The sequence below is a fragment of the Ruminococcus sp. AF17-22AC genome, from assembly GCF_003460065.1.
Classification (GTDB): domain Bacteria; phylum Bacillota; class Clostridia; order Lachnospirales; family Lachnospiraceae; genus Blautia_A.
This window is the reverse complement of record NZ_QRXT01000008.1, coordinates 23,394-48,092: the sequence shown is the minus strand read 5'-3', so window position 1 is coordinate 48,092 and position 24,699 is coordinate 23,394. Positions and strand designations below refer to the sequence as shown.

Annotated in this window: 22 protein-coding genes, 2 pseudogenes and 1 riboswitch; of the genes and pseudogenes, 23 read left to right on the top strand and 1 reads right to left on the bottom strand. The window is 42.7% G+C overall.

Translation table 11 applies throughout. The features are described from left to right. Positions 1–196: 196 nt before the first annotated feature. Positions 197–279, top strand: a riboswitch (ZMP/ZTP riboswitch). A 67-nt stretch (positions 280–346) separates the two neighbouring features. The 20 genes from DWW86_RS11865 to DWW86_RS11770 all read left to right on the top strand — a co-directional run bounded on the left by DWW86_RS11865 (position 347) and on the right by DWW86_RS11770 (position 22,023). Further along, positions 347–2,032: a formate--tetrahydrofolate ligase gene (locus DWW86_RS11865; protein ID WP_072522902.1), complete on the top strand. Its 1,686-nt coding sequence runs from the start codon at positions 347–349 to the stop codon at positions 2,030–2,032. 374 nt (positions 2,033–2,406) lie between these two features. Then, complete coding sequence (locus DWW86_RS11860) at positions 2,407–3,165, top strand: IclR family transcriptional regulator (protein ID WP_117943334.1); 759 nt, start codon at positions 2,407–2,409, stop codon at positions 3,163–3,165. 159 nt (positions 3,166–3,324) lie between these two features. Next, positions 3,325–4,323 (top strand): sialidase family protein, encoded by a 999-nt coding sequence (locus tag DWW86_RS11855; RefSeq protein WP_117943332.1) that lies wholly within the window; start codon positions 3,325–3,327, stop codon positions 4,321–4,323. Between the two features lie 22 nt (positions 4,324–4,345). Continuing rightward, entirely contained in the window at positions 4,346–5,266 is a 921-nt protein-coding gene (locus tag DWW86_RS11850) for a dihydrodipicolinate synthase family protein (protein WP_117943330.1), read from the top strand. Positions 5,267–5,284: 18 nt separating this feature from the next. Beyond that, positions 5,285–6,262, top strand: a complete 978-nt coding sequence (locus DWW86_RS11845; protein ID WP_207661402.1) for a Bug family tripartite tricarboxylate transporter substrate binding protein — start codon at positions 5,285–5,287, stop codon at positions 6,260–6,262. A 60-nt stretch (positions 6,263–6,322) separates the two neighbouring features. Continuing rightward, the gene (locus tag DWW86_RS11840; protein WP_117943328.1) at positions 6,323–6,793 is read left to right on the top strand and encodes a tripartite tricarboxylate transporter TctB family protein; all 471 of its coding nucleotides are present in this window, start codon (positions 6,323–6,325) and stop codon (positions 6,791–6,793) included. 12 nt (positions 6,794–6,805) lie between these two features. Next, on the top strand, positions 6,806–8,323 hold the full coding sequence (locus DWW86_RS11835; RefSeq protein WP_117943326.1) for a tripartite tricarboxylate transporter permease: 1,518 nt from the start codon (positions 6,806–6,808) through the stop codon (positions 8,321–8,323). Next, the gene (locus DWW86_RS11830) at positions 8,320–8,796 is read left to right on the top strand and encodes a NanQ anomerase/TabA/YiaL family protein (RefSeq protein ID WP_117943324.1); all 477 of its coding nucleotides are present in this window, start codon (positions 8,320–8,322) and stop codon (positions 8,794–8,796) included. The genes DWW86_RS11835 and DWW86_RS11830 overlap by 4 nt, the downstream gene beginning before the upstream one ends. A 354-nt stretch (positions 8,797–9,150) precedes the next feature. Continuing rightward, positions 9,151–10,941, top strand: a complete 1,791-nt coding sequence (locus DWW86_RS11825; RefSeq protein WP_117943322.1) for an aminopeptidase P family protein — start codon at positions 9,151–9,153, stop codon at positions 10,939–10,941. Further along, positions 10,911–11,498: a TetR/AcrR family transcriptional regulator C-terminal domain-containing protein gene (locus DWW86_RS11820; RefSeq protein WP_117943320.1), complete on the top strand. Its 588-nt coding sequence runs from the start codon at positions 10,911–10,913 to the stop codon at positions 11,496–11,498. The genes DWW86_RS11825 and DWW86_RS11820 overlap by 31 nt, the downstream gene beginning before the upstream one ends. A gap of 257 nt (positions 11,499–11,755) precedes the next feature. Then, positions 11,756–12,901 (top strand): lactaldehyde reductase, encoded by a 1,146-nt coding sequence (gene fucO / locus DWW86_RS11815; RefSeq protein ID WP_117943319.1) that lies wholly within the window; start codon positions 11,756–11,758, stop codon positions 12,899–12,901. A 379-nt stretch (positions 12,902–13,280) separates the two neighbouring features. Next, positions 13,281–13,832, top strand: coding sequence for a class IV adenylate cyclase (cyaB, locus tag DWW86_RS11810; RefSeq protein WP_117943318.1), 552 nt, complete (start codon positions 13,281–13,283; stop codon positions 13,830–13,832). Positions 13,833–14,020: 188 nt separating this feature from the next. Then, entirely contained in the window at positions 14,021–15,016 is a 996-nt protein-coding gene (locus DWW86_RS11805; RefSeq protein WP_353652702.1) for a phage tail tip lysozyme, read from the top strand. A 515-nt stretch (positions 15,017–15,531) separates the two neighbouring features. Beyond that, positions 15,532–15,729: a helix-turn-helix domain-containing protein gene (locus DWW86_RS11800; RefSeq protein WP_002591290.1), complete on the top strand. Its 198-nt coding sequence runs from the start codon at positions 15,532–15,534 to the stop codon at positions 15,727–15,729. Positions 15,730–15,750: 21 nt separating this feature from the next. After that, positions 15,751–16,245: a hypothetical protein gene (locus DWW86_RS11795; protein WP_117943317.1), complete on the top strand. Its 495-nt coding sequence runs from the start codon at positions 15,751–15,753 to the stop codon at positions 16,243–16,245. 277 nt (positions 16,246–16,522) lie between these two features. Then, a complete protein-coding gene (locus DWW86_RS11790) occupies positions 16,523–17,584 on the top strand; it encodes an IS30 family transposase (protein WP_117943316.1) in 1,062 nt (353 codons plus the stop codon). A 249-nt stretch (positions 17,585–17,833) separates the two neighbouring features. Then, entirely contained in the window at positions 17,834–18,628 is a 795-nt protein-coding gene (gene proC / locus DWW86_RS11785) for a pyrroline-5-carboxylate reductase (protein WP_117943314.1), read from the top strand. A gap of 249 nt (positions 18,629–18,877) precedes the next feature. Then, the gene (locus tag DWW86_RS11780; protein ID WP_181985350.1) at positions 18,878–19,771 is read left to right on the top strand and encodes a beta propeller repeat protein; all 894 of its coding nucleotides are present in this window, start codon (positions 18,878–18,880) and stop codon (positions 19,769–19,771) included. Positions 19,772–19,881: 110 nt separating this feature from the next. Continuing rightward, a complete protein-coding gene (locus DWW86_RS11775) occupies positions 19,882–20,271 on the top strand; it encodes a BlaI/MecI/CopY family transcriptional regulator (protein ID WP_117943312.1) in 390 nt (129 codons plus the stop codon). Between the two features lie 6 nt (positions 20,272–20,277). Next, positions 20,278–22,023 (top strand): M56 family metallopeptidase, encoded by a 1,746-nt coding sequence (locus DWW86_RS11770; protein WP_117943310.1) that lies wholly within the window; start codon positions 20,278–20,280, stop codon positions 22,021–22,023. 40 nt (positions 22,024–22,063) lie between these two features. On the opposite strand, the pseudogene DWW86_RS11765 reads toward DWW86_RS11770, so the two are convergent. Beyond that, positions 22,064–22,399: pseudogene (locus DWW86_RS11765) on the bottom strand (LysR family transcriptional regulator substrate-binding protein); the annotation flags it as partial. Positions 22,400–22,467: 68 nt separating this feature from the next. Between DWW86_RS11765 and DWW86_RS11760 the strand changes: the two are divergent. The 3 genes and pseudogenes from DWW86_RS11760 to DWW86_RS11750 form a co-directional block, all read left to right on the top strand. After that, positions 22,468–22,635: pseudogene (locus DWW86_RS11760) on the top strand (peptide ABC transporter ATP-binding protein); the annotation flags it as partial. 67 nt (positions 22,636–22,702) lie between these two features. Beyond that, positions 22,703–23,158: a MarR family winged helix-turn-helix transcriptional regulator gene (locus DWW86_RS11755; RefSeq protein WP_181985349.1), complete on the top strand. Its 456-nt coding sequence runs from the start codon at positions 22,703–22,705 to the stop codon at positions 23,156–23,158. Beyond that, the gene (locus tag DWW86_RS11750) at positions 23,155–24,453 is read left to right on the top strand and encodes a cytidylate kinase family protein (RefSeq protein WP_117943306.1); all 1,299 of its coding nucleotides are present in this window, start codon (positions 23,155–23,157) and stop codon (positions 24,451–24,453) included. Before DWW86_RS11755 ends, DWW86_RS11750 begins: the two co-directional genes overlap by 4 nt. The last annotated feature ends 246 nt before the right edge of the window (positions 24,454–24,699 follow it).

Genomic DNA, 24,699 nt, shown 5'->3' with positions numbered 1-24,699 from the left:
GTAAAAAAGCCCAGGGGTGTGCAGAGGGGACCGGCGAGGTCCCCTTTGCATAGAGTATATAGAGTCCTTGATTCTATGTGCAAAATATACAAAATTTATTTTGATTTTTTTGTACTTTTGCGAAAAGAAAAGAATAATTTTGATAATTTCTTGACGAACTAAAGTCTTTATGATAAAATTGTCTCAACAATTTAAAAGAATCTCTGATGACTGGCGGAGCAGTGGAAATCACCACATGGGAATCAGAGATTTGCAGAGCCGACCGTCTGGGCAGTATTTGAGGAAACCTCGGATACTGCTTTTTTTAACTAAAAAGTGACGCGGCGCCTACAGAAAGGAGACAATTATGGGATTCAAAAGTGACATCGAAATTGCACAGGAGTGCGAAATGCTTCCAATCACAGAGATTGCAGAAAAAGCAGGTATTGATGACAAATATCTGGAGCAGTACGGAAAATACAAAGCAAAAATTGATTACAATCTTCTGAAAGAAAGTGACAAAAAGGATGGTAAACTGATCCTTGTAACTGCAATCAACCCGACACCGGCAGGTGAAGGAAAGACCACAACAACCGTAGGTCTTGCAGATGGTATGCAGAAACTCGGCAAAAACGTAATGGTAGCTCTCCGTGAGCCATCCCTCGGACCGGTATTCGGTGTAAAGGGTGGAGCAGCAGGCGGCGGTTATGCACAGGTAGTTCCGATGGAAGATATCAACCTTCATTTCACAGGTGACTTCCATGCAATCGGTGCAGCCAACAACCTTCTTGCTGCAATGATCGACAACCATATCTTCCAGGGCAATGCACTGAACATTGACCCGAGAAAGATCACATGGAGAAGATGTGTGGATATGAATGACCGTCAGCTCCGTAACGTAGTAGACGGCCTCGGCGGAAAGACAAATGGTATGCCTCGTGAAGACGGATATGACATTACTGTTGCATCCGAGATCATGGCAGTCCTTTGCCTTGCAAGTGACATCAAAGACCTGAAGGAAAGACTTTCCAGAATCATCATCGGATACACATATGGTAAAGTTGCAGAGCAGAAACCGGTAACAGCAGGTGACCTTCATGCAGAAGGTGCTATGACTGCACTTCTGAAAGATGCCCTGAAACCAAACCTTGTTCAGACACTGGAACACGTTCCGGCAATCGTACATGGCGGACCATTCGCAAATATCGCACACGGATGTAACTCCGTAACAGCAACAAAGATGGCTCTGAAGCTTGCTGATTATGCGATCACAGAGGCAGGCTTTGGTGCAGACCTTGGTGCTGAAAAATTCCTCGACATCAAGTGTCGTATGGCAGATCTGCACCCGAACGCTGTTGTTATCGTAGCAACTGTACGTGCCCTGAAATACAACGGTGGTGTAGCAAAAGCTGACCTCAACAACGAAAATCTGGAAGCACTGGAAAAAGGTATCCCGAACCTTCTGAAACATGTAAGCAACATCAAGAATGTATATAAACTTCCTTGTGTAGTTGCTATCAATGCATTCCCGACAGATACCAAGGCAGAGCTTGACTTTGTAGAGTCTAAGTGTAAAGAACTCGGCGTAAACGTTGCTCTTTCTGAAGTATGGGCAAAAGGCGGCGAAGGCGGAATCAAACTTGCAGAAGAAGTTCTGCGTCTGGTTGAAGAGCCAAACGACTTTACTTATTCCTATGAACTGGAAGGCTCCATCGAGGACAAACTGAACCAGATCGTACAGAAAATCTACGGTGGCAAGAGAGTTGTACTTACAGCAAATGCCCAGAAACAGGCAAAACAGCTTGAGGCTCTTGGTTTCGGCAACTGCCCGATCTGCGTTGCTAAGACACAGTACAGCCTGACAGATGATCAGACAAAACTCGGTGCACCGACAGACTTCGAAGTTACAGTACGTAACCTGAAGATTTCCGCAGGCGCAGGATTCATTGTAGCCCTGACTGGCGAGATCATGACCATGCCAGGACTGCCGAAAGTACCAGCTGCAGAGAGAATCGACGTAGATGAGACTGGAAAGATTACGGGACTTTTCTAAAAATATAAGGAACTTCCTTGCAAACCGTCAATGATTTGGCAATCAGGTAAAACCTTGTGCGAGGGGAGGGCGCTCACAGTTGCGAAGGCCGCTCTCCCCTCGCGCACCCCACCGGGCCACGCTAAAAGAAATTAATTTAATTAAACCAATAGAATGTCAGAGTACCAGGATACCCTCCTCCACACATAGACAGGGTGTTCTGGTACTTTTTGTATTTTTACATAGTTCTCATATTTGGCATTTTTGCATGAAAAACTGAAAATAAATATATGAATTTTGTCCAATTGTTATTATAATATAAATGTGCTATTCTTTAGTTACAAAATAATTTATAACAAAGTTCTGAAATACAGAACAACAGCGGGAGAACGTCAATGGATCAGGATGAGATCAAAGTTAAGTCATTAAAAAAAGCACTGGATGTTCTGAATTGTTTTTTGGTAAAGCCTACCTGGGGTGTCACAGAGATCAGCGACCGTCTTGGTCTGTACAAGAGTAATGTTTATGATATTCTGACGACACTGAAGGCAATGGATTATCTGGAGAAGGATGAAGAGACAGAGCGATATAAACTGGGAATGCAGGTTTTTGCATTGAGCAGGGCAATGGAAGAAACTTTTTCCATTATCAAGATAGCAATGCCATATATGCAGGAACTTGCCAATTTTACAAATGAAAGAGTATATCTTGCCATTCCTCATGATGGAGAGGTTGTATATCTGGAAGCAACTTATCCGGCTGAGTCTGTCAATCTGATGCGTTCTATTCTGGGTGAGAGAGCTGATATGCATTGTACCGGAATCGGTAAAGCAATGCTTGCAAATCTTTCGGAAGAAGAAATAAATGAATATCTTCAGAAAACCCTTACTGTCTATACAGATCATACGATTTCCGATCCGGTTCAGCTTAGAGCAGAGCTTGAGGCAACAAGGCAGAGAGGATATGCAATCGATGACATGGAGCATGAGTTTGGGGTGAAATGTGTGGCAATGCCTATTTTTGACAAGACTCATAAGCTATATGCAGCGATCAGTGTCAGCGGTCTTGCAGTTCATTTTACAGATGACCAGATTCAGGAATGGGCATTGTTGATCAAGAAATATGTGGCGAAGATCGAGAATCGTTTATCCTGAAAATACTTGTTAAGAAAGAATATATAGATAACAGACACTTTTATAAACAGCAGAAATTATTATAAATGTGAACGTGAGCTATTCGCGTTCACAAAAAAATATCTATATAACAGAACGATGTTCTGAAATACAGAACGAACTAAGATAAGGGAGGATGAAATGAAACTGATTATGGAAAAGTGTCCCACAGACATGTGTCATGCTTCCACATTACTGAAAATCGGACCGGACAGATTTCTTGCAGCCTGGTTTGGTGGGACAAAAGAAGGAAACGGTGATGTGGCAATCTGGTTCACCAGGGGAAATGAAGAACATTTTGAAGAACCGAAAATTCTGGCACAGTCCGAGGAAGCACACTGGAATCCGGTGTTGTTCCGGGTTGATGAAAAGAAGATCATCATTTTTTACAAAGTAGGAAATGAAATAAGTAAATGGCGGACCATGTACCGGGTTTCTGAAGACAACGGAGAAACTTTTGGAGAAGAAAAAGAACTGGTTCCGGGAGATCAGGGAGGCAGAGGACCGGTGAGAAACAAACCGATCCGTCTGAAAAGCGGAAGAATCCTGGCACCGGGATCTACTGAACAGGGAATTTGGAAAGCATTTGTGGATCGTTCCGATGATGATGGAAAAACATGGAATAAATCACAGGAAGTTGAAATCAGTCAGCTGGAGTATAAGAGTGGAGAGCGAACAGTCGGAAAAGATGACAGTTCCATTCCGGTAAGTGAGCAGTCTTTTTATGGAAGAGGTGTGATTCAGCCAACTTTATGGGAAAGTATCCCGGATCAGGTGCACATGCTTCTTCGAAGTACTGAAGGAATGATCTACCGGAGCGACTCCAAAGACGGAGGGGATACTTGGACGGAAGCTTATGCCACGGAACTTCCGAATAACAACAGTGGAATCGACATGATACGTTCCAAAGATGGAAAATTATTTCTTGTATATAATCCGATTGGAGTAAACTGGGGAGATAGAACACCGATTTCTCTTGTAGTTTCAAAAGACGATGGAAAGACATGGGAAAAAATCAGAGATCTGAGTACAGGTGAGGGCGAATTTGCATACCCGGCTATTATTCAGGATGAAGATTTTTTATATATCACATACACATACAAAAGGAAAAATATAGCCTTTTGGAAGATTAGAAAATAACAGGAAAGAGGAGGAAGAAAAAATGGAAAATCGTTTCCCGGGAGGTTCATGGCCGGTTATGCTGACTCCGTTTACAGAGGACAACAAAATTGACTATGATGGCCTGAAAGAACTGGTGGACTGGTACATCAAAAACGGTGTTTCCGGAATGTTTGCCGTATGTCAGTCAAGCGAAATGTTTTACCTGTCTCTTGATGAGAGAGTAAAATACGCAGCCAAAACTGTGGAGTTTGCGGCAGGAAGAGTTCCTGTCATTGCATCCGGACATGTATCAGACAAGATTGAAGATCAGATTACAGAGCTTAATGAAATCGCAAAAACAGGAGTAGATGCAGTAATTCTGATCACCAACCGTCTGGCAAAAGAAGATGAAGATGATTCTGTGTGGATCGAAAACTGCAAAAAAATTCTGGACAACATGGATCCGAATGTTCCGCTTGGCTTTTATGAGTGTCCGTATCCGTACAAGAGACTGCTTACACCGGAAACTATTTCCTGGTGTGCATCTACAGGAAGATTTTATTTCCTGAAAGATACCTGCTGTGATATTGCACAGATCCGAAAGAAGCTGGAAGTTATCGAAGGATCCAATCTGAAACTGTACAACGCAAATACAACGACATTGCTTGAATCTATGCGGGAAGGAGCAGCCGGTTTCTGCGGAGTTATGGATAATTTCCATCCGCAGCTTTACACATGGCTCTGCGAACACTATAAAGAAGAAAAAGCAAAAGAAGTTTCTGAATTCCTGACGATTGCATCGCTGATAGAGAGGCAGTATTATCCTGTAAATGCAAAATATCATCTTTCTGAGGTGGAAGGTCTTCATGTGACACTGAACAGCAGAACAAAAGATAAATCGGGGCTGACAGAAACATTTAAAGAAGAAGTAAGAGATCTTAATGAACTTACAAAACGTGTAGAACAAAAGATTGTGGGATAATCAAGGGAGGAAAAAATTATGGAGTGTAAAAAAGTAGCAGCACTGGTACTCGCAGGAGCAATGGCAGTAACGACAATGGCAGGATGTGGAAGTGCAGGTGGATCAGACAAGTATCCGGGCAAAGATATTTCTGTTATCATTCCGAAAGCAGCAGGTGGTGGAACTGATACCGCAGCAAGAGGTCTTCTTCAGTACATGAAAGAAAATCTTGATGGAGCTAATTTTGTAGCAACCAACAAACCGGACGGCGGCGGTGTTACCGGTATGGTAGAAACCTCAGCAGCAAAAGCAGACGGATATACACTTGGAATGGTAACTGTTGAGCTGGCAATGTTCCCATGGCAGGATAAATGCCAGGTAACACCGGAAGATTATGCAGCAATTTGTGCACCGATCGCAGCACCGGCAGCACTGATCGTACCAGCGGATGCACCATATGATTCCGTTGATGATTTTGCAGCATACTGCAAAGAAAATCCTGGTACCGTTCAGGTAGGAAACTCCGGTATGGGAGCTATCTGGCATGTGGCAGCAGTAAGTTTTGAAAAAGAATTTGGTGTGGAACTGAAACATATTCCTTATCCGAATGGTTCCGCAGATATTGCTGCGGCACTTACCGGCGGACATATTGATGCAACGATCGCTGATCCGTCCAGCTATAAGTCACAGGTAGATGCTGGAGAGATGAAGATTCTTGGTGTTATGTCTGAAGAACGTTCCAGCATTTATCCAGATGTTCCTACTTTCAAAGAATTGGGACATGATCTGGTGATCCGTGCATGGGCAAGTCTTGTAGCTCCGAAAGATACACCTGAAGAAATTCTGACGCAGCTGAGAGATGCAGCAAAGACAACCTGCGAAAGTGATGAATTCAAAGAATACTTCGAAAAACAGGGTATTGATCCACAGTGCATCATTGGAGATGACTGCCAGAAGATGATGGAAGATGACTATGCAATGTATGAAGATCTCTTAAAAGATATTGAGACTGAATAAACGGACTGTCATGCAGGCAGGAGGAAAATCCTTCTGTCTGCGTCATAGGAGGCAAATAAAATGGGAAACATGAAAAAAGCAAATTATATAATTTCTGTGATCATGCTTTTGGTCGGTGTGGGTGTTGTGGCGCTGGCTTCGTCACTTAAAATAAAAATTGGCGAAGGTGATCCGGGAGCCGGATTCTGGCCGATGATGCTTGGCATTCTGATCATTGTTTTTTCAGTATGCCTACTGATTTCAACGATTAAAAATAAAGAAAAACTTGAAGCAAAGACATTTACAATCTCAACACCGGCAAATATCAGAGTTTATATCCTTTTTGGAATTATTGTTCTGTTCTGTGTGGTGCTGTATTTTCTCGGATTTTATATTGGTGCACTGTTGTTCATTCCGGCACTGATGTATCTGATGGAAGTACGGAGCGTAAAGAAGATTGCTCTTACAACGATTATTACACTGGCAGCTGTTTATATTCTGTTCGGCATGCTTCTGAATATTTCTCTGCCGGCACCGATATTTATGAGATAAGGAGGTAGAAGAATGTCTGACATTTTAGTAGCACTTGGCAATGTATTTACGATAGGCAATCTGGCAGGCCTTATTTTCGGAACCGGTGCAGGTATCCTGATCGGAGCAATGCCGGGACTTTCTGTAAACATGGGTATTGCGCTTTTGTTTCCACTTACGTTTGCGTTCCAGGGAGTCGGTGGAATCCTGATGCTCCTTGGTATATACTGTGGAGCGATATACGGAGGATCCATTTCGGCAATCCTTTTGAAAACACCGGGCACACCGGCATCTGTAGCAACCACCCTGGACGGATATCCGATGGCAACGAAATTGAAGCAGCCGGGACGGGCACTTGGTTTATCTACGTTTGGTTCCACATTTGGAGGAATTTTCAGTGCAATCTGCCTGATCATCTTTTCTCCAATGCTTGCATCTGTGGCACTGAAATTTTCAAAACCAGAGTACTTTGCACTTGCAGTATTCGGACTTAGCATCATCACCAGTGTTTCTTCAGGATCTATCTTAAAAGGTCTTTTGGGAGGATTCATCGGACTGTTTATCGCAACTATTGGAATTGATAATCTGAGCGGTTCTGTGCGTTTTGCTTTTGGTTCTACATATCTTCTGGGCGGTATTTCTTTTGTACCGATTCTGATCGGACTGTTTGCTTTTTCTCAGGTTCTTCAGAGCGTGGAGGACTGTTATAAAGAAAAATATGTAAAAACAGATGTAAAACTTACCAGAGTATTTCCTACATGGGAGGATCTTAAGAGAGTGTTTGTAACACTTCTCCGTTCCTCTATTATCGGAACCTTTATTGGATGTGTACCTGGAACAGGTGGTGACATCGCTTCGTTTGTTTCTTATGATCAGGCAAAGAGATGGTCAAAATATAAAGACAATTTTGGCAATGGTGAACCGGAAGGTATCGTTGCTCCGGAGGCCGGAAACAACTCCGTATCCGGTGGTGCAATGATCCCGATGCTGACACTTGGTATTCCCGGTGATGGTGCGACTGCAATCATGCTTGGAGCATTGATGGTTCAGGGAATGCAGCCTGGACCGCTGCTTTTTAAAGAGCAGGCAAGCTCTGTATATGCAATTTTTATCGGCCTTCTTCTTGCAAACGCAGTTATGGGTCTTATGGGATTCTCTCTGATCAGAGTATTTGTCAAGGTTGTAAATATTCCAAAAGAGATCCTGCTCCCTGTTATTTTTACTCTTACTTTTGTTGGTGCCTATGCTTATAACAATTCCATGAACGATGTATTTGTAATGGTATTCTGTGGCTTCCTCGGATACTTTATGAATAAGACAGAGTTTTCCATGTCTGCAATCGTAATTGGTATCATTCTTGGAGCACTGGCAGAAACAAACTTCAGAGGCGCCCTTACCATGAGTGACGGAAACTTCTCCATTTTCCTGACTCACCCGATTTGCGCAGTTTTCCTTGCACTGGCAGCAATTTCCCTTCTGTCGCCGGTACTCGGACCTGTTGTAAAGAAACTTTTTGGCAAGGACAAACCAAAACAGGAGACAGGAGCATGATTTTTGATAAAATAGAAAATCTTGACAGATACAGAGAATTTGCAGAATACGGAAAACTCATAAGAGATTTTATAAAACAGGACAAAAGTGAGCATCTTGCGGAAGGACGCTATGAGCTGGATGGTGAGAAGCTGTTTGCTCTGGTGCAGACTTATGAGACAAAAGATAACGACGATGCCCGAATGGAAGCGCACAGAAAATATGCGGATCTTCAGTTTATGGAAGAAGGCGAAGAGCGTATTTATGTGGATTTTGCAGATGAACTGGAGGTGGAAGAAGACAGGACGCCGGTTCAGGACATTCTGTTTTACAAAAAAGCAGAGGATCACGGGTTCAATCTTCTTACAGAAGGAACATTCGGATATTATGCACCGCAGGATGCACATATGCCCTGCATAAAAAATAAAGAAAAGCAGAATGTCCGAAAGATCGTATTTAAGATTGCCGGGGACTGCCCGTCAGCCCGCCAATGATTTGGCAATCAGGTAAAACCTTGTGCGAGGGGAGGGCGCTCACAGTTGCGAAGGCCGCTCTCCCCTCGCGCACCCCACCAGGCCACGCAAAGCAAGAATTAATTCAATTAAACCAATAGAATGTCAGAGTACCAGGATACCCTTCTCCACACATAGATAGGGTGTTCTGGTACTTTTTGTATGTTTACATATTTAGGTAAAAGAAGAAATCTTTATATTTACGCCCAGGGGTTGTCAGGGGACCGGCGAGGTCCCCTGACGGGGTATAAGGGCAGCTCCCTTAGTTGACAAACAGAAAGAATCTGTTTAACATGGATTACAGATTTACAGATTATCAGGCGGGAGGCGTAGGTTATGACAGTAAAAGAAAGGCTGGAAGCTCTTCGTATTCTTATGAAAGAAAAAGGAGTCGATGCATATCTGGTTCCGACGGATGATTTCCACGGTTCGGAATATGTGGGTGATTATTTTAAATGCAGAAAATATATTACAGGTTTTACGGGTTCGGCAGGAACAGCGGTTATCATGAAGGATATGGCAGGACTCTGGACGGATGGCAGATACTTTATTCAGGCGGCAGATCAGCTTAAGGGAAGTACGATCGAACTGTTTAAATCCGGGGAACCGGGAGTTCCGACCGTCCATGAATTTCTGAAAGAAAAACTGGAACAGAAGATGTGTCTGGGATTTGACGGACGTACAGTAAGTGCGAAAGAAGCGGAAGAATTGCAGCAGCTTCTGGGAGAAAAAGACATTAGTTTTTCGGTGGATGATGATCTGATCGGGGAAATCTGGAAAGACCGTCCGGCACTTTCATGTGAACCGGTGATGGAGCTTGATGTAAAGTGGGCCGGTGAGACAAGAGCAGATAAAATTGCAAAGATCCGCGAGCAGATGAAAGCAAAAAATGCAGACGTTTTTGTACTGACTTCACTGGATGATATTGCGTGGCTTTTGAATATCCGAGGCAATGATATTCACTGTTGCCCGGTGGTGCTTTCTTATCTGATCATGACAGATACCGAGCTTCGGTTATATGCAAATGTCAGTGCCTTTGCGCAGAAAATCTGTGAGAATCTGGAAGCTGACGGAGTGAAAATTTATCCATATAATGAAGTCTATTCTTACGTGCAGGCGATACCGTCCGGCAGCAGAATCTTTCTCTCCAAATCCGGTGTCAACAGCCGTCTTGTGAGCAATATTCCGGCAGATGCGGTGATTTTGGATGAGGTAAATCTGACACTTCTTCCGAAAGCTGTCAAGAACTTTACAGAGATGGAAAATGAGAGACTCGCACACATCAAAGATGGTGTTGCGGTTACTAAATTCATTCACTGGCTGAAAACAAATGTGGAAAAAGAGACAATCACAGAATTGAGTGCGGCGGAAAAACTCTATCAATTCCGAAGCGAACAGGAGCATTTTCTCGGGGACAGTTTTGACCCGATTATTGCATATGGAACACACGCTGCTATTGTGCATTACAGTGCAACAAAGGAGACGGATATTCCGCTTGAGGCGAAAGGAATGGTACTTGCAGATACGGGCGGACATTATCTGGAAGGAACGACAGACATTACAAGAACGATAGTTCTTGGTCCGGTCAGCAATAAAGAAAAGAAATATTTTACCGCGGTTCTGCGTGGAAATCTGAATCTGGCAGCTGCGAAATTTAAGTATGGATGTACCGGATTAAATTTCGATTATCTTGCGCGTGGACCACTCTGGGAACTGGGAGAGGACTATAATCATGGCACCGGACATGGTGTTGGTTACCTTTTAAATGTACATGAAGGACCGAATGGTTTTCGCTGGAAAAATCTCCCGGATCATCCGGCACCGATACTGGAAGAAGGTATGCTTACTTCTGATGAACCGGGCTATTATCTGGAGGGAGAATTTGGAATCCGTCACGAGAATCTTGTACTCTGCCGGAAAGCAGAAAAGACTTCTTTCGGACAGTTTATGCGCTTCGAAACACTGACAATGGTACCGTTTGATCTGGATGGAATTGATCCGAAACAGATGTCTGACCATGAAAGAAAACTATTAAATGATTACCATCGCAAAGTGTATGAGACAATCACACCATACTTAAATGAGGATGAAAAAGAATGGCTGAAACAGGCAACCAGAGAGATCTGACCAAGGGAGAAAAAACAAAATATCGGCTTGCAAGAGCAATGAAAGAATGTATGAAATCCACTCCGGTAGAAAACATTACTGTAAAGCAGATTACGGAAGAATGTGGGCTTACCAGGCAGACTTTTTACAGAAATTTTCTGGATAAATATGATCTGATCAACTGGTATTTTGACAAGCTTTTGGCAAAATCTTTTGAGCATATGGGACAGGGAAAAACAGTTTACGATGCGCTTGTGAAGAAGTTTACTTATATTCAGGAAGAGCAGACATTTTTTGCTGCGGCATTTCGCTATGATGAACAGAACTCTCTCAGACAGCATGATTTTGAATTGATTCTAGAATTTTATGAAAATCTGATTTGTGAAAAAAGTGGCAAAAAAGCCGGAGAAAACATTCATTATCTTTTGGAAATGTACTGCCAAAGCTCGATCTATATGACGATCAGATGGGTGACAGGAGAGTTGACATGTACACCGGAGGAACTTGCTCAGACAGTGGTTGACGGTATGCCGGGAAAACTTGCAGAGGTTTTTGTGGATCTTGAAATTTTAAATTGACATTACAAAAATCCCGTAAATAAAGGGATTTTATTGAACAAACAGACGCTATATAGAAAATACACTGTCATTTTTACTGAACATGAATATATAAATTTGGAACAAATCACGAAAGTTACAGGAAACGTTACACTCAACGGATTTTGTAACTTTCTTTTTTATGGATGCATTGTTAATATAATGACAAAGTCCAAGCAAATAATGCTGTACAGATGCAAAAGACAATGTGCAGACAAGTAAGAAAGGAATGTTTAATCATGGCAAACAGAATCAATTTGAATGGAACTTCTTATCACGGAGCAGGCGCAATCGCTGAGATCGCAAACGAGGCAAAAGCACATGCATTTAAGAAAGCTTTTGTATGTTCCGACCCGGATCTGATTAAATTTAATGTTACAAGTAAGGTAACAGATGTCCTTGAAAAAGATGGCCTGGAATATGAAATTTACTCAGATATTAAGGCAAACCCGACAATCCAGAATATACAGAATGGTGTAGCTGCATTTAAGAAATCCGGTGCAGATTATATCGTTGCAATCGGTGGCGGATCTTCCATGGACACAGCAAAAGCAATCGGAATTATCATTGCGAATCCGGAATTTGAAGATGTAAGAAGTCTGGAAGGCACTGCACCGACAAAGAAACCTTGTGTACCGATCATTGCAGTTCCGACAACAGCAGGAACTGCTGCAGAAGTTACCATCAACTATGTTATCACTGATGTAGAAAGAAAACGTAAATTCGTATGTGTTGACCCACATGATATGCCGATCATCGCAGTAGTTGATCCGGAAATGATGTCTTCTATGCCTAAGGGTCTGACCGCTTCTACAGGTATGGATGCACTGACACATGCAATCGAAGGCTATACCACAAAAGCTGCATGGGAAATGACAGATATGTTCCATCTGAAAGCAATCGAACTGATTTCCAAATCTCTTCGCGGTGCAGTAGAAAACACAAAAGAAGGCCGTGAGGGAATGGCACTTGGACAGTATATTGCAGGTATGGGATTCTCAAATGTAGGCCTTGGAATCGCACATTCCATGGCACATACTCTGGGTGCTGTTTATGATACACCACATGGTGTTGCATGCGCAATGATGCTCCCGATCGTTATGGAATATAATCAGGAATGTACAGGTGAAAAGTACCGTGAAATCGCCCGTGCTATGGGTGTCAAAGATGTAGATTCCATGACACAGGAAGAGTACAGAAAAGCTGCAATCGATGCAGTCAGAAAGCTTTCTGTTGATGTAGGAATTCCGACAAAACTGGAAGCAATTAAAGAAGAAGATCTTCAGTTCCTTGCAGAATCTGCACACGCTGATGCATGCGCACCGGGCAACCCGAAAGATGCCAGTGTGGAAGATCTGAAAGATCTGTTCAGAAAGATTATGTGATTTAAAGAATCATATAAAACCGCAAAGGGACGTCGCCCGTCCCTCTGCACACCCTGGGCTGGGTGTGGATAAGAAATTTTGTTGTATGGGGAATCCTTTGAAAATATCTCCTGGTGTTTCAGGAGGGGAGATTTTCGTATGAAGGGTTCCTCTTTTTTATTGGATTTTTGAGTCTGGGAAGATGGTAAGGCAAGGCTTTCCTGCGAAATGACATACTATTGGGGGAACGGATGGATATTAGAATTATGTGTCAGGTTTCAGATGTGTTTGATATGAACTTGTGATATATTAAGTAAAAAGAAATCCATATCAGTGGCTGGAAGTAACAGAAAATAACTGGTAATCGGACAGTATTTTAATGTAAGGAGCAGGAGCAAATATGAGTGTAGAAGTTGAGATTAAACTAAAGATAAACAGCAGGACAGATATAGAGAGGGTTCTGGAAGAAACGGGTTTTGTGAGGGCAGATCTTGTTCTGGAATCGGATACTTATTATACGTCAGATCATCATGATTTTGCCGCTTTGGATGAGGCTTTTCGTGTACGCAGTACGGAGAATCGAATGACAGGCAAGAGGAGTGCAGCCATTACATACAAGGGGGCAAAAATGGATAATATTTCCATGACCAGACAGGAGTTGGAAACAACTGTAGGGGATGCCAAAATCTGTCGTAAAATACTCGAACACATCGGTTTTCGACCGGTACCTCCGGTAGAAAAGCTGAGACAGTATTTTCACAGGGAGAATATCACAGCGTGCGTTGATACTGTTACCAATCTTGGGGATTATCTGGAACTGGAGATTATTGTCGAAACAGAAGAAAAAAAAGAAGCAGCACTGGATAAGGTTAAAGAAATACTGCAGACGATCGGCTATTCTATGCAGGACACCACGAGAACTTCTTATCTGTCCATGCTGCTTGCAAAGTAGTACAATAACATGCCACAGAGCCATATCCCTTCCAGTGACTCTGCGGTATTTTTTGCATGTGGAAAATTTTATGAAAAAATCTGCATCCTTTTTGATGTTTTGCGCGTCTAATAAGTAGAAGCACATAAACAAAGCTTTTACACAACATTTCCTGACGACCGGTCGAATACAGGAGAATGGAGACTACGATGAATGAATTTTTGATACGAAAGGCGAAAAAAGGTGACAAAGATGTATATAACTGCACACAGCACGTATGGGACGAGTTTAAGCGTAAAATCAGCGGACAGGCAGAAACGCCGCAGGGAAGTAATGAAAAAACAATCTGGGATTTTCTTACAGGCAAGGGCTTAAATGCTTATGCCGTGGCTGGTATTATGGGTAATCTGTACGCTGAAAGCGGGCTTATGCCGAACAACTTACAGAATACCAATAACAATAAGCTGGGAAAAACGGACGCAGAATATACAGCAGCGGTGGATAATGGCAGCTATGGCAATTTTGTAAAGGACAGTGCAGGCTATGGGCTGGCACAGTGGACGTATTGGAGCAGAAAGCAGGCGCTGCTTAATCATGCAAAACAGGCGGGCGTATCCATTGCAGACCTTAATATGCAGCTGGGCTTTTTATGGGAAGAATTGCAGGGATACACAGCAGTAATGGACGCACTGAAAAAGGCGGGCAGTGTGCGTGCTGCATCTGATGCCGTTCTTACTGGATATGAAAAGCCAGCAGACCAGAGCGAAACAGTAAAGAAAAAGCGTGCAGAGTACGGCGAGGGATACTATAAAAAGTATGCAGCAGAAAACGGTACAAAGTATTACAGAGTGCGCAAGAGCTGGACGGACGCAGCAAGCCAGCTGGGGGCGTTTACGTCGCTGGAAAATGCAAAGAGCGCTTGCAAGGCGGGTTATACTGTATATGATGATAACGGCAAGGCGGTATATACCGCAGCGGGGCAGCAGGCAAGCGCAGGCGTTCCGTTTAGCGTACAGGTGGATATTTTAGACCTTAATATCAGAACGGGAGCAGGCACGAACTATGCAAAGACAGGAGAAACCACAGGAAAGGGAGTATTTACCATTGTGGAAGTGAAAGCCGGACAGGGCGCAAGCGCAGGCTGGGGACGCTTGAAGAGTGGCGCAGGCTGGATTAGCTTAGATTATGCCACAAGATTAGCTTAAGTTTTCGAGGGTGGGCGGTTTGCTGTCTGCCCTCTATTTTTTTTGCATATTGTGATAAATAATCATTGACAATATACCGAAAACGGTATATAATTAAACCATAGAAAGGAGATAGATACAAATAAGTGCAAAGCACTGGAAAGGAGAAAAGGGAATGGATACCATACATGATATACTGGAAATAATAAAGGACTTAGTAGAAATCTTAGTTTTAACATTAACAGCCCGCCAGCTGGTAAAACAAAAGAAATCTAAAAAGTCCAAGAAGAAAAAGTAAATACATAAGCTGCCCTGCAAAGGGCAGCCCCCCAAAAGGGGTATTGCTTTTCTAAAAACAGTATATCACACCCTACAAAAAATATGAATAAGAAAATCAGCTTTTTACTGGTGGCGTTAGTGGTACTTGATATTATGGACGGAGATTTTAAAACGCTATCCATACTGGACGGTGTGAAAGTGGCATTATATATAATATGCTTTGCATTACTGGTATGGAATAGAAGAGAGGGCAAGGCATGAATTTAGGCGAAAACATTAAAAAAGCACGAAAAGCGGCAGGCGTGACGCAAAAGGAACTTGCAGAGCGCCTGCAAGTATACCAGAAAGATATAAGCCGCTGGGAAAACAACGAGCTTACGCCAAACGCAATAACACTGGCGAAAATTTGCAGAGAGCTTAACGCCTCTGCTGATGAAATTTTAGAATTGAAGTAGAAACGAAAGCGAGGGCTTACTATGACAAAGAAAAAGGTAATTTTATTGGTAGTGGCTGCATTATTTGCAGTAAGCGGTTTAACGGCGCTGCCGTCTGGAAATATAACAGGTGGGGTGGGTTGCATTGTGATTGCAGCAGTATGCGCCTATTTTGGACTGAAAAAGAAAAGCGCAGGAAAAGAGAACGAAAACAGAACGTCAGCGCCTGCCGCCGCATCTGGTAGCAGGGTTTTAGATACAATCAGAACGAAAGTAGTAGGCGTGACGTTCAATAATGAGGACGGAGAAAACAGGCAGGATATTTTAAGCAGAATGTCCGGCAGTGAAGATATTACAGTAGAAAAGTACACATACAACGGAGAGCCTGCCGCATACGTAAAGTGGGGCGATAAGGTAATAGGCAATCTATCGGCAGAGCTGGCGGGGGACTTAGCGAGAAAGTACCCGAAAGCCCGCTACACCGCAGAAATACTGGAAATTTCTGGGGGGGGGTACAGACGTTCGGGTGCAATATAGAGCTTGACGTAATCGAGGACGCAACGCCCAGCGTAAGCCAGCATACGGGAGAAACTACAGTATATGTAGACCGTAGCAACAAAAAATACCATAGTAAGCCTAACTGTTCGGGAATGAAAAACCCAAAGAGCATACCGCTAAGCCAAGCAAAGAAGAAATACACCGCTTGTAAAAAGTGTTGTAAATAGGTAAAGGCATAAGCCGCAGACTTGTAAAAGAGTTTGCGGCTTTTCGTCGTATATGGGGAAAGAACAGGAACGAAAGAGAGGTAGCAGAAATGGCGAATAAGAAAGGCAGCCGACAGCTGACATGGACAGACCGTATAAGTATTGAGGCATTGAAAAAAGCAGGGCATAGCGTGATAGAGATAGCAGAACAGCTGGGCGTACACCGCAGCACTATATACAATGAGCTTAAGCGAGGGGAATATATGCACAGAAATAGCGACTATACAGAAACATTAAGTTATAGCCCAAACAAGGCACAAATGAAAGCAGAGGAAAATTTAAAGGCAAGGGGTACACAGCTTAAAATAGGAAACGATATTGCATACGCAAATTATATAGAGGATAAAATAGTAAATGAAGATTATAGCCCAGCTGCGGTACTGGGAGAATTGAAAGCACAGGGGAAAGAGGGGGAATTTTCCGTAACAGTATGCGTAACGACCTTATACAGCTACATTGATAAGGGTATTTTCCTTAAGCTGTCTAATAAGAATTTGCCAGTAAAGAAGAATAAGAAGAGAAATTATAAGAAAGTACAGAGGCAACAGAAAAGGGCGGCAGCAGGAGAGAGTATAGACAAACGCCCGAAAGAGATAGATACACGGGAAGAGTTTGGCAACTGGGAAATGGACAGCGTTTTAGGTAAGCGGGGAAAGTCAAAAAATACGTTGCTGGTACTGACAGAGCGGAAAACCAGAAACGAGATTATATTTAAACTGCCAGACCATACAGACGAGGCAGTGGTAGCGGCACTGGATAGATTAGAAAGAAAATGGGGCGCTGATATGTTTAAGCGGGTATTTAAGACAATCACAGTAGACAACGGCAGCGAGTTTGCAGATGCAGAGGGCTTACAGCGTTCTATTATCAACGAGGGAGAAAAGAGGACAAAGGTATATTACTGCCACCCGTACAGCAGTTGGGAGCGTGGCACAAATGAGGTAACAAATAAGATGATACGCCGGAAGATACCGAAAGGCACAAATTTTGACGACAGGACAGAGGAAGAGGTAGAGAGTATAGAGAACTGGATAAACGGATACCCACGCAAAATACATGGCTATCATTCAGCAGGGGAACTATTCGAGGAAGAGGTAAAGCAGCTTGCATAAGAACGGAAATAGGGAGCGTGAGAGGCTGGCAGCAGTGGCAGCCTTACTATTGCGCTGCCTAAAAGTGAAAATATACAATAAAACAGGCTACGTATTGTGCAAAACGGCAAAACGATAAAAACATGAAAAAATGTCGAATTTAATGTTGACATTTTTAGAATGAATGAAATAATAAGATAGTATTTTACTTTTTGGGTGGAAACGGGTATCATATGGGTAACAACGTTTTCACCCAAGGAGGAGATTATCATGAAGATTGGTTTTATCGGTTGTGGAAATATGGCGACAGCCATTTTAAAAGGAATTCTGAAAAGCAGTGAGGTGGCAGCAACAGATATCATTGCATCTGCCAAAACAGACAAAACCCGCGAAAAGATTGAGAAGGAACTCGGCATTCAGAAGGCGGATACGAACGCACAGGTTGTGGAATTTGCCGATGTAGTTTTTCTGGCAGTGAAACCGCAGTTTCTGGAAGAAGTGCTGGATGAAATCAAAGATAATGTAAAAGAAGGACAGATTTTTATTTCCATTGCACCGGGTAAAACTTTGCAGTGGCTCGGGGAACATCTGGGAGAAGGGACAAAAATCATCCGTACAATGCCAAATACACCGGCGATGGTCGGAGAAGGCATGACAGCTCTTTGTGTGAATGATCTGGTGACAGAGGAAGAGACAGCGCTGGCAGTAAAACTCTGCAATACCTTTGGTAAGTCAGAAGTGATCCCGGAACATCTGATGGATGCAGTGGTTGGAGTTTCAGGAAGTTCTCCGGCATATGTATTTATGTTTCTTGAGGCGATGGCAGATGCAGCGGTTGCGGATGGAATGCCGCGTGCACAGGCGTATAAATTTGCGGCACAGGCCGTACTCGGAAGTGCGAAACTGATGCTGGAGACAGGCAAACATCCGGGTGAACTGAAAGATATGGTATGTTCACCGGCAGGAACGACGATTCAGGCAGTACGTGTTCTGGAAGAAAAGGGACTGCGCAGCGCAGTGATCGAGGCACAGTTGGAGTGCGTGAAGAAAGCAAAAGGAATGTAATTTTTCTGAGAAAACAAAAATAGCAGGTACGAGATTTTTCCACTGTAATAGAAAGCCGACAGTTACTTACTGTGAACGGGGAATATTACAGTGGATTTTTTTTACATATCGAGGAGATGGCAGTGGTACAGCAAGCGTTCCAAAATTCTACAATTGTAGAAAAAAAGAATTGACAGAAATGTTCTACAGATGTAGAATAAAAACAACTTCTACAAAAGTAGAAAATAAAAGTCAAAGGGAGAATCTATTATGAAGATGAAATCTGCAAAATTAATGACACTGATGACAGCTGTGGCGCTGGGCATTTTTTCCGGTGGAAATGTTATGGCCGCCGGGAATGGTGATTTTTATATGCAGCCACCGGCAGATTCCGGATGGCAGAAGGCGAATACGGAAGGGGCTTATGCAAGTTACACAAATGGCAGTGATTATATAATTGTCTATAAATATTCGGTGGATGATGATAAGGTGGAAATTGCCAGATGTGATGATACATATGAGGCATGTTATCAGACGATTTATTCTGAGGGAAAAAGCTTGTATATGGCGGTTGGATATGCAAAAGATGCAGATGATATCAGTGAAGTAAGAAAACTGATAGAGGACATTTCCTATCCGGGAAATCCGTCTTCTGCAAGGCAGGAAAGTGATGCAGTTACTTATGATTCTACATCCAAGAATGCATCTGACAGCCAGAGTGTGGGAGCGACCTCCTCTTCTTCAGATGCAGACGGAAGTGACTCGGATGGGGAAAGTTCTTCAGAAGAAAATGCAGATGTTCTTTCTACAGCTACGCTGACGTTATTTGATAGCAATGGAAACAGTGTTTCTGTAGACAGAATCATTTATAAAAACTATGACAGTGAATATATCGGTGATGATGGAACAGTCTACACGACCGACGATGAGATTTATTTTACAGACCAAAACGGTAAGACCTGGCAGGCATTGAATGATGATACACATTATATGGGAGCAGAGCTTGAACAGCACACCCTTACAGATGCAGACGGCAACAGCGTGACAGTTACACAGACTACAAATGGAGATTACTATTTCCGTGATGATAATGGGACAGGATTTACTGATAACGGTGACGGAACATGGAGTGATGAGAATGGAAACAATTATACAGAAAACTGACAAGTGAGTTGTTTCGTTTTGAAAAGGAAACAGTTGTAATTGGTTGCGAATATGATACAATTAAATTGATCCTACATTTGTAGAAATTAGTGACAGAGGGAGGCGAAAAAGTGAAAAAAACATATCAGAGGCTTCCGGAATCAGAACTTGATATTATGCTTGTTCTGTGGAATGGCACTCCGCCGATGACGCGACCGGAGATCGAAAAAGTAATCAATACCAGGAAAAATCTTGCACCGACAACAATCCTGTCATTGTTGACCAGACTGGAAGCCAAAAATTTTGTAGAAGTGACCAAGCAGGGAAAAATGAATCTATATACGCCGTTGATTTCACAGACAGATTATCAGGCACATGAGAGCCAGAGTGTTCTTGAGAAACTTTATGGAAATTCACTGAAAAAATTTGTAACATCCCTTTATCAGGGGAAAAAAATCAGTTCGGAAGAAATTCATGAGCTTAGCGATTTTCTTAAGGAGATCGAAGACAGGGAGGAATAGTGGATTGTGGAAGTATTTGTTTTGCATATTCTGAAATTAAATATTATTGCGGCAATTGTAATTTTACTTGTAAAATTGCTTGCGCGTCCACTTAAAAATAAAGTATCAGCCAGGTGGAAATATTTCATATGGATGTTTGTCGTGCTCAGCCTTCTGATTCCGATACGTTTGCCGGCTGCATTTTCGATTGTGGATTTTAAAGTGCAGCAGTCTGTCACGGAAAGCGGTGTTCAGAGGAAGGTGCAGACTACAAAGGTCTCTGATACTGCACAGCCTGTGAGTGAAAATACACAGAATTTCGCAGGAGTTTCCATTCAAAAGCCATCGGCTATTCATGAGAATGGTAAATGGGCGGGAATTGCAGCAGGTATTTTTCTTACAGTCTGGCTGATTGTGGCAATCCTGAAAATGACGGGAGAATTTGTGGCGTACTATCTGTCAGTGAAAAATCTGGAGAGAATGAGTCTTCCGGTCAGTGATCCGGTAAGCATTCAGATATACAGAAAGGCATGCAGAAACAGACATATTCGAAAAGCTCCGGAGCTGAGGCAGAATGCAGGACTTACGACACCGCTTCTGGCCGGGCTTTTTCGTACAAGACTGTATCTTCCGGCAACCGGTTATTCGGCAGAAGAACGAAAACTTGTATTCTATCATGAACTGACACATTATTACCACAAAGACCTCTGGTATAAGATGCTCCTTCGAATCGGTGCTTCTGTGTACTGGTTTAATCCATTTCTTCTTCTGATGTTGAAGGAGGCAGATGAAGACATTGAGAATCTGTGTGATACGGCAGTCGTACACAGCGTGAACAAGAAGGAATGCAGTATGTACAGGCAGCTGCTTCTTCGAACTGTTGCAATGGATAATCAGGTTCCGTATGTAACAGCGAGCCTGAATGACAGCGGAATGGTATTCAGGGACAGAATTATGTATATGATAAATATACGAAAGCTTCGAAGAGGAATCCTTCCGGGAATTCTGATGGCGGCGCTTTTAGCAGGTGGTAATCTGGCGTTTAATATTTCGTCAGAACTAACGGAAGCTGCAGTGTCTGCCGGTACGGAAAGAACCGGTCAGGCAGAGGGGAATGAGATTCGTAATGAGAATCCGATGCAGCAGACAGAGAAGACTTCTGAACTGGTAGATATGCAGGAAATCACGGAAACACAGAGCGGGCAGGATGATACAGAAGTAACGGATGCAGAGAATATGTCACAAAATGTGGAAAAATCCACAGAAAAAAATGCTACGGAAATGTCATCTGTATCTGACGGGGAAAACAATGCGCAGGCAACGGAAAATACAACCTCTGAAAATGATTATCCTACCGATGGTGATGGCTATTATTATGAGCAGCTGCCGGACGGAGTGCCATACACCAGTGGATTCAGTGGTTCTTCCGGAGTTGCATCAATCGTGGCAGCTGGCGAAGGTGATACCGAATCCAGAGTTCTTTACGATAACGGAAACGGAACTTATTCTGATGATAATGGCTTCCGTTACAGTTATCAGGGAAATGGTGCCTGGGCAGATGCCAATGGAAATTCCTATAGTACATGGAATGATGAGAATTATCATTTCGGAATCGAACTGGAGCAGCGTGAGCTTCAGGGCGTCAATGGAACGGTGGATATAAAAGAGACTACAAACGGTGATTATTATTATCGTGATTCAAACGGTGTAGGCTATACTGACAATGGTGATGGTACCTGGACTGATGAGAATGGAAATACCTATACGGAATAGGAATATCCCGAGTGAGTCACACGTTGACTGATACTAGAATTTAAAAAGTATTTATATGTTCATGAATGGCAGTGATGAACTGCTGTGCAGCAGGAGAGAGACCGGCATAGGAACGGATACCGATACCAAGTTCTCTGGAAAAATTGGGTTCCAGAGGCAATGCCTGAATCTGGGCACGTGCATTTCCGATAACAAGATTTGGAAGCATGCTGATTCCGAGATTATTGGCAACCATAGAGATCACCACATGATCATCCATGGAGGAAAAACGGATATCCGGTTCGATGCCGGTTTCTTTCAGTACCTGATGGATGTCATAATCGATACCTTCCGCGGAAATAACGAAAGGCTGATTGGCCATTTCTGTGATTGGGAAAGCTTTTTTGTTAGGGCAAGGCCCTGTTTTACATTGTGAAGTTTTTCGTTGATCCGAAAAACGGAACTTTAAATGTTATGAAAGATCTGGCAAAAGAGGGTATGACAATGATCGTAGTCACTCATGAGATGGGATTTGCCCGTGATGTGGCGGACCGGGTTATTTTTATGGCAGACGGATATGTGGTGGAAGAGGGAAAACCTTCGGAAATGAATACATTTGACATTTTTATATAAAATAGTTATAATTCTAACGTTTGGAATTATAACTATTTTATTTTGCCCGAAAGGAAGGGAAAATGATATGGATACATCATTGCATTATCTGACAATGGCAAATCAGATGCTGATCCAGAAGCGATTGCTGGAGCGTGTGAAAGCTTCGGGGCTTACGCTTGGACAGCCCAAAGTGTTGGATTATCTGAAAGATCATGACGGTGCTAGCCAGAAGGAGATCGCAGCCGGATGTTTAATAGAAGCCGGATCACTGACCTCAATCCTGAATCGTATGGAAGAAAAAAATCTGATTGAACGTCGGATGCTCAATGGCAACAGGAGAACCTTTCATATTTTTATGACTGAATCTGGAAAAAAAAGCCAGAAACTGGTTGAGGAAGTTTTCAGGGAAATTGAAACGACTGCCTGGAAAGATATTTCGCCGGAAGAAGCAGAAGCTTTTATGGCGGTTTATCATAAAATTTATAAGAACCTGTCTGAGACAGGCTGTGAACATACAGGGAAAGAGGAAAGTAACAAATGAACAAACTAAAAAGATATGTGATTTTTCTGATCGGGCTTTTTGTGAACTCGCTCGGTGTCAGCCTGATCACGAAAGCAAGCCTTGGAACATCGCCAATTTCATCAATTCCATATGTACTGAGTCTTAGCTTTCCGTTTACACTTGGAAACTTTACAATATTTTTCAGTATATTTCTGATCTTACTGCAGCTTTTGATCTTGCGCAAAAACTTCAAGCTGGAACACGTATTACAGATTCCGGTTTCCATCATCTTCGGATATTTTATTGATCTGACGATGCTTCTGTTTGCATGGGTAAATCCACAGGTATATATCATGAAGATCATTTATCTGCTGATCGGATGTCTGATCCTTGGATTTGGTGTATATATGGAAGTGCTGGCGGATGTTGTCATGCTGCCGGGCGAATCTTTTGTCCGTGCAATTGTTCTGACATGGAAGACAAACTTCGGAACGACAAAAATCTGTTTTGATGTGTCAATGTCAGTGATCGCAGCAATCCTTTCATTTGTATTTACCGGACGTCTTAACGGAGTGCGTGAAGGTACGATCATTGCGGCACTTTTGGTTGGATTTATCGCGAGAGTGGTAGGTAAAAAACTTGCGTTTGTAAAACCGATGCTGTTCCCGGAAGAATATGTCGGAGAGAATGCAGAAAGTACAGACAAAGTGCAGGCTGACAGCAAATCAGTGCATGCTGCACAGCGTAATGTAATTCTGATCGGCAGACAGTTCGGAAGTGGCGGCCACGACATTGGAAAAGCACTTGCAGAAAAACTCGGATATGCTTTTTATGATCAGGAAATTATTGAGATGACTGCCGGAACAACAGGGTATACACCGGAATTTATTCAGAAGAATGAAGAAATGATGACCAGCAGTTTCCTGTATGATCTTGTGAATCAGATGTATATGTATGCGCAGGCAGACGAGGAAGCACCGAAGGATAAAATATACGAGGCAGAATCTAAAGTTGTAAAAGAACTGGCAGAAAAAGGAAACTGTGTGATCGTAGGTCGCTGCTCGGATTATGTACTGCGGGATAACCGTAACTGTCTGAGAGTCTTTTTCTCTGCTCCAATGGAAAACAGAATGAAACGTGTTATGGAACGTCTGCATCTCTCTGAAAAAGATGCAAGACAGAAAATCCAGAAGGAAGATAAATGGCGCGCAGATAATTATCGCTATTATACGGGGCGTATCTGGGGCGCAGCAGGGAACTTTGATCTGACAGTGAATACAGCGTTTGGAGAGGATTACATTGAGATGTGTATCCGTGAGGCGATGAAACGATAAGATAAATACAAAAACAACAAAATAAAGATATAAAAACCGACAGGTATTCGCTACAATAAAAGCAGAAAATACAGGTCGGTTTTTATATTATATAAGGCAGGATAAGATACCTGTCAGACAGAGAAAGGCAGCAGAAATGGTAAGAATCAGTGATATTATACGTGCAGAATTAGATTAAAAAATTTTTCCTCTTTAAAAACAGATGCCAGGGTGCTAAGATAGGCAGGGTGAAAATCAATTATTACG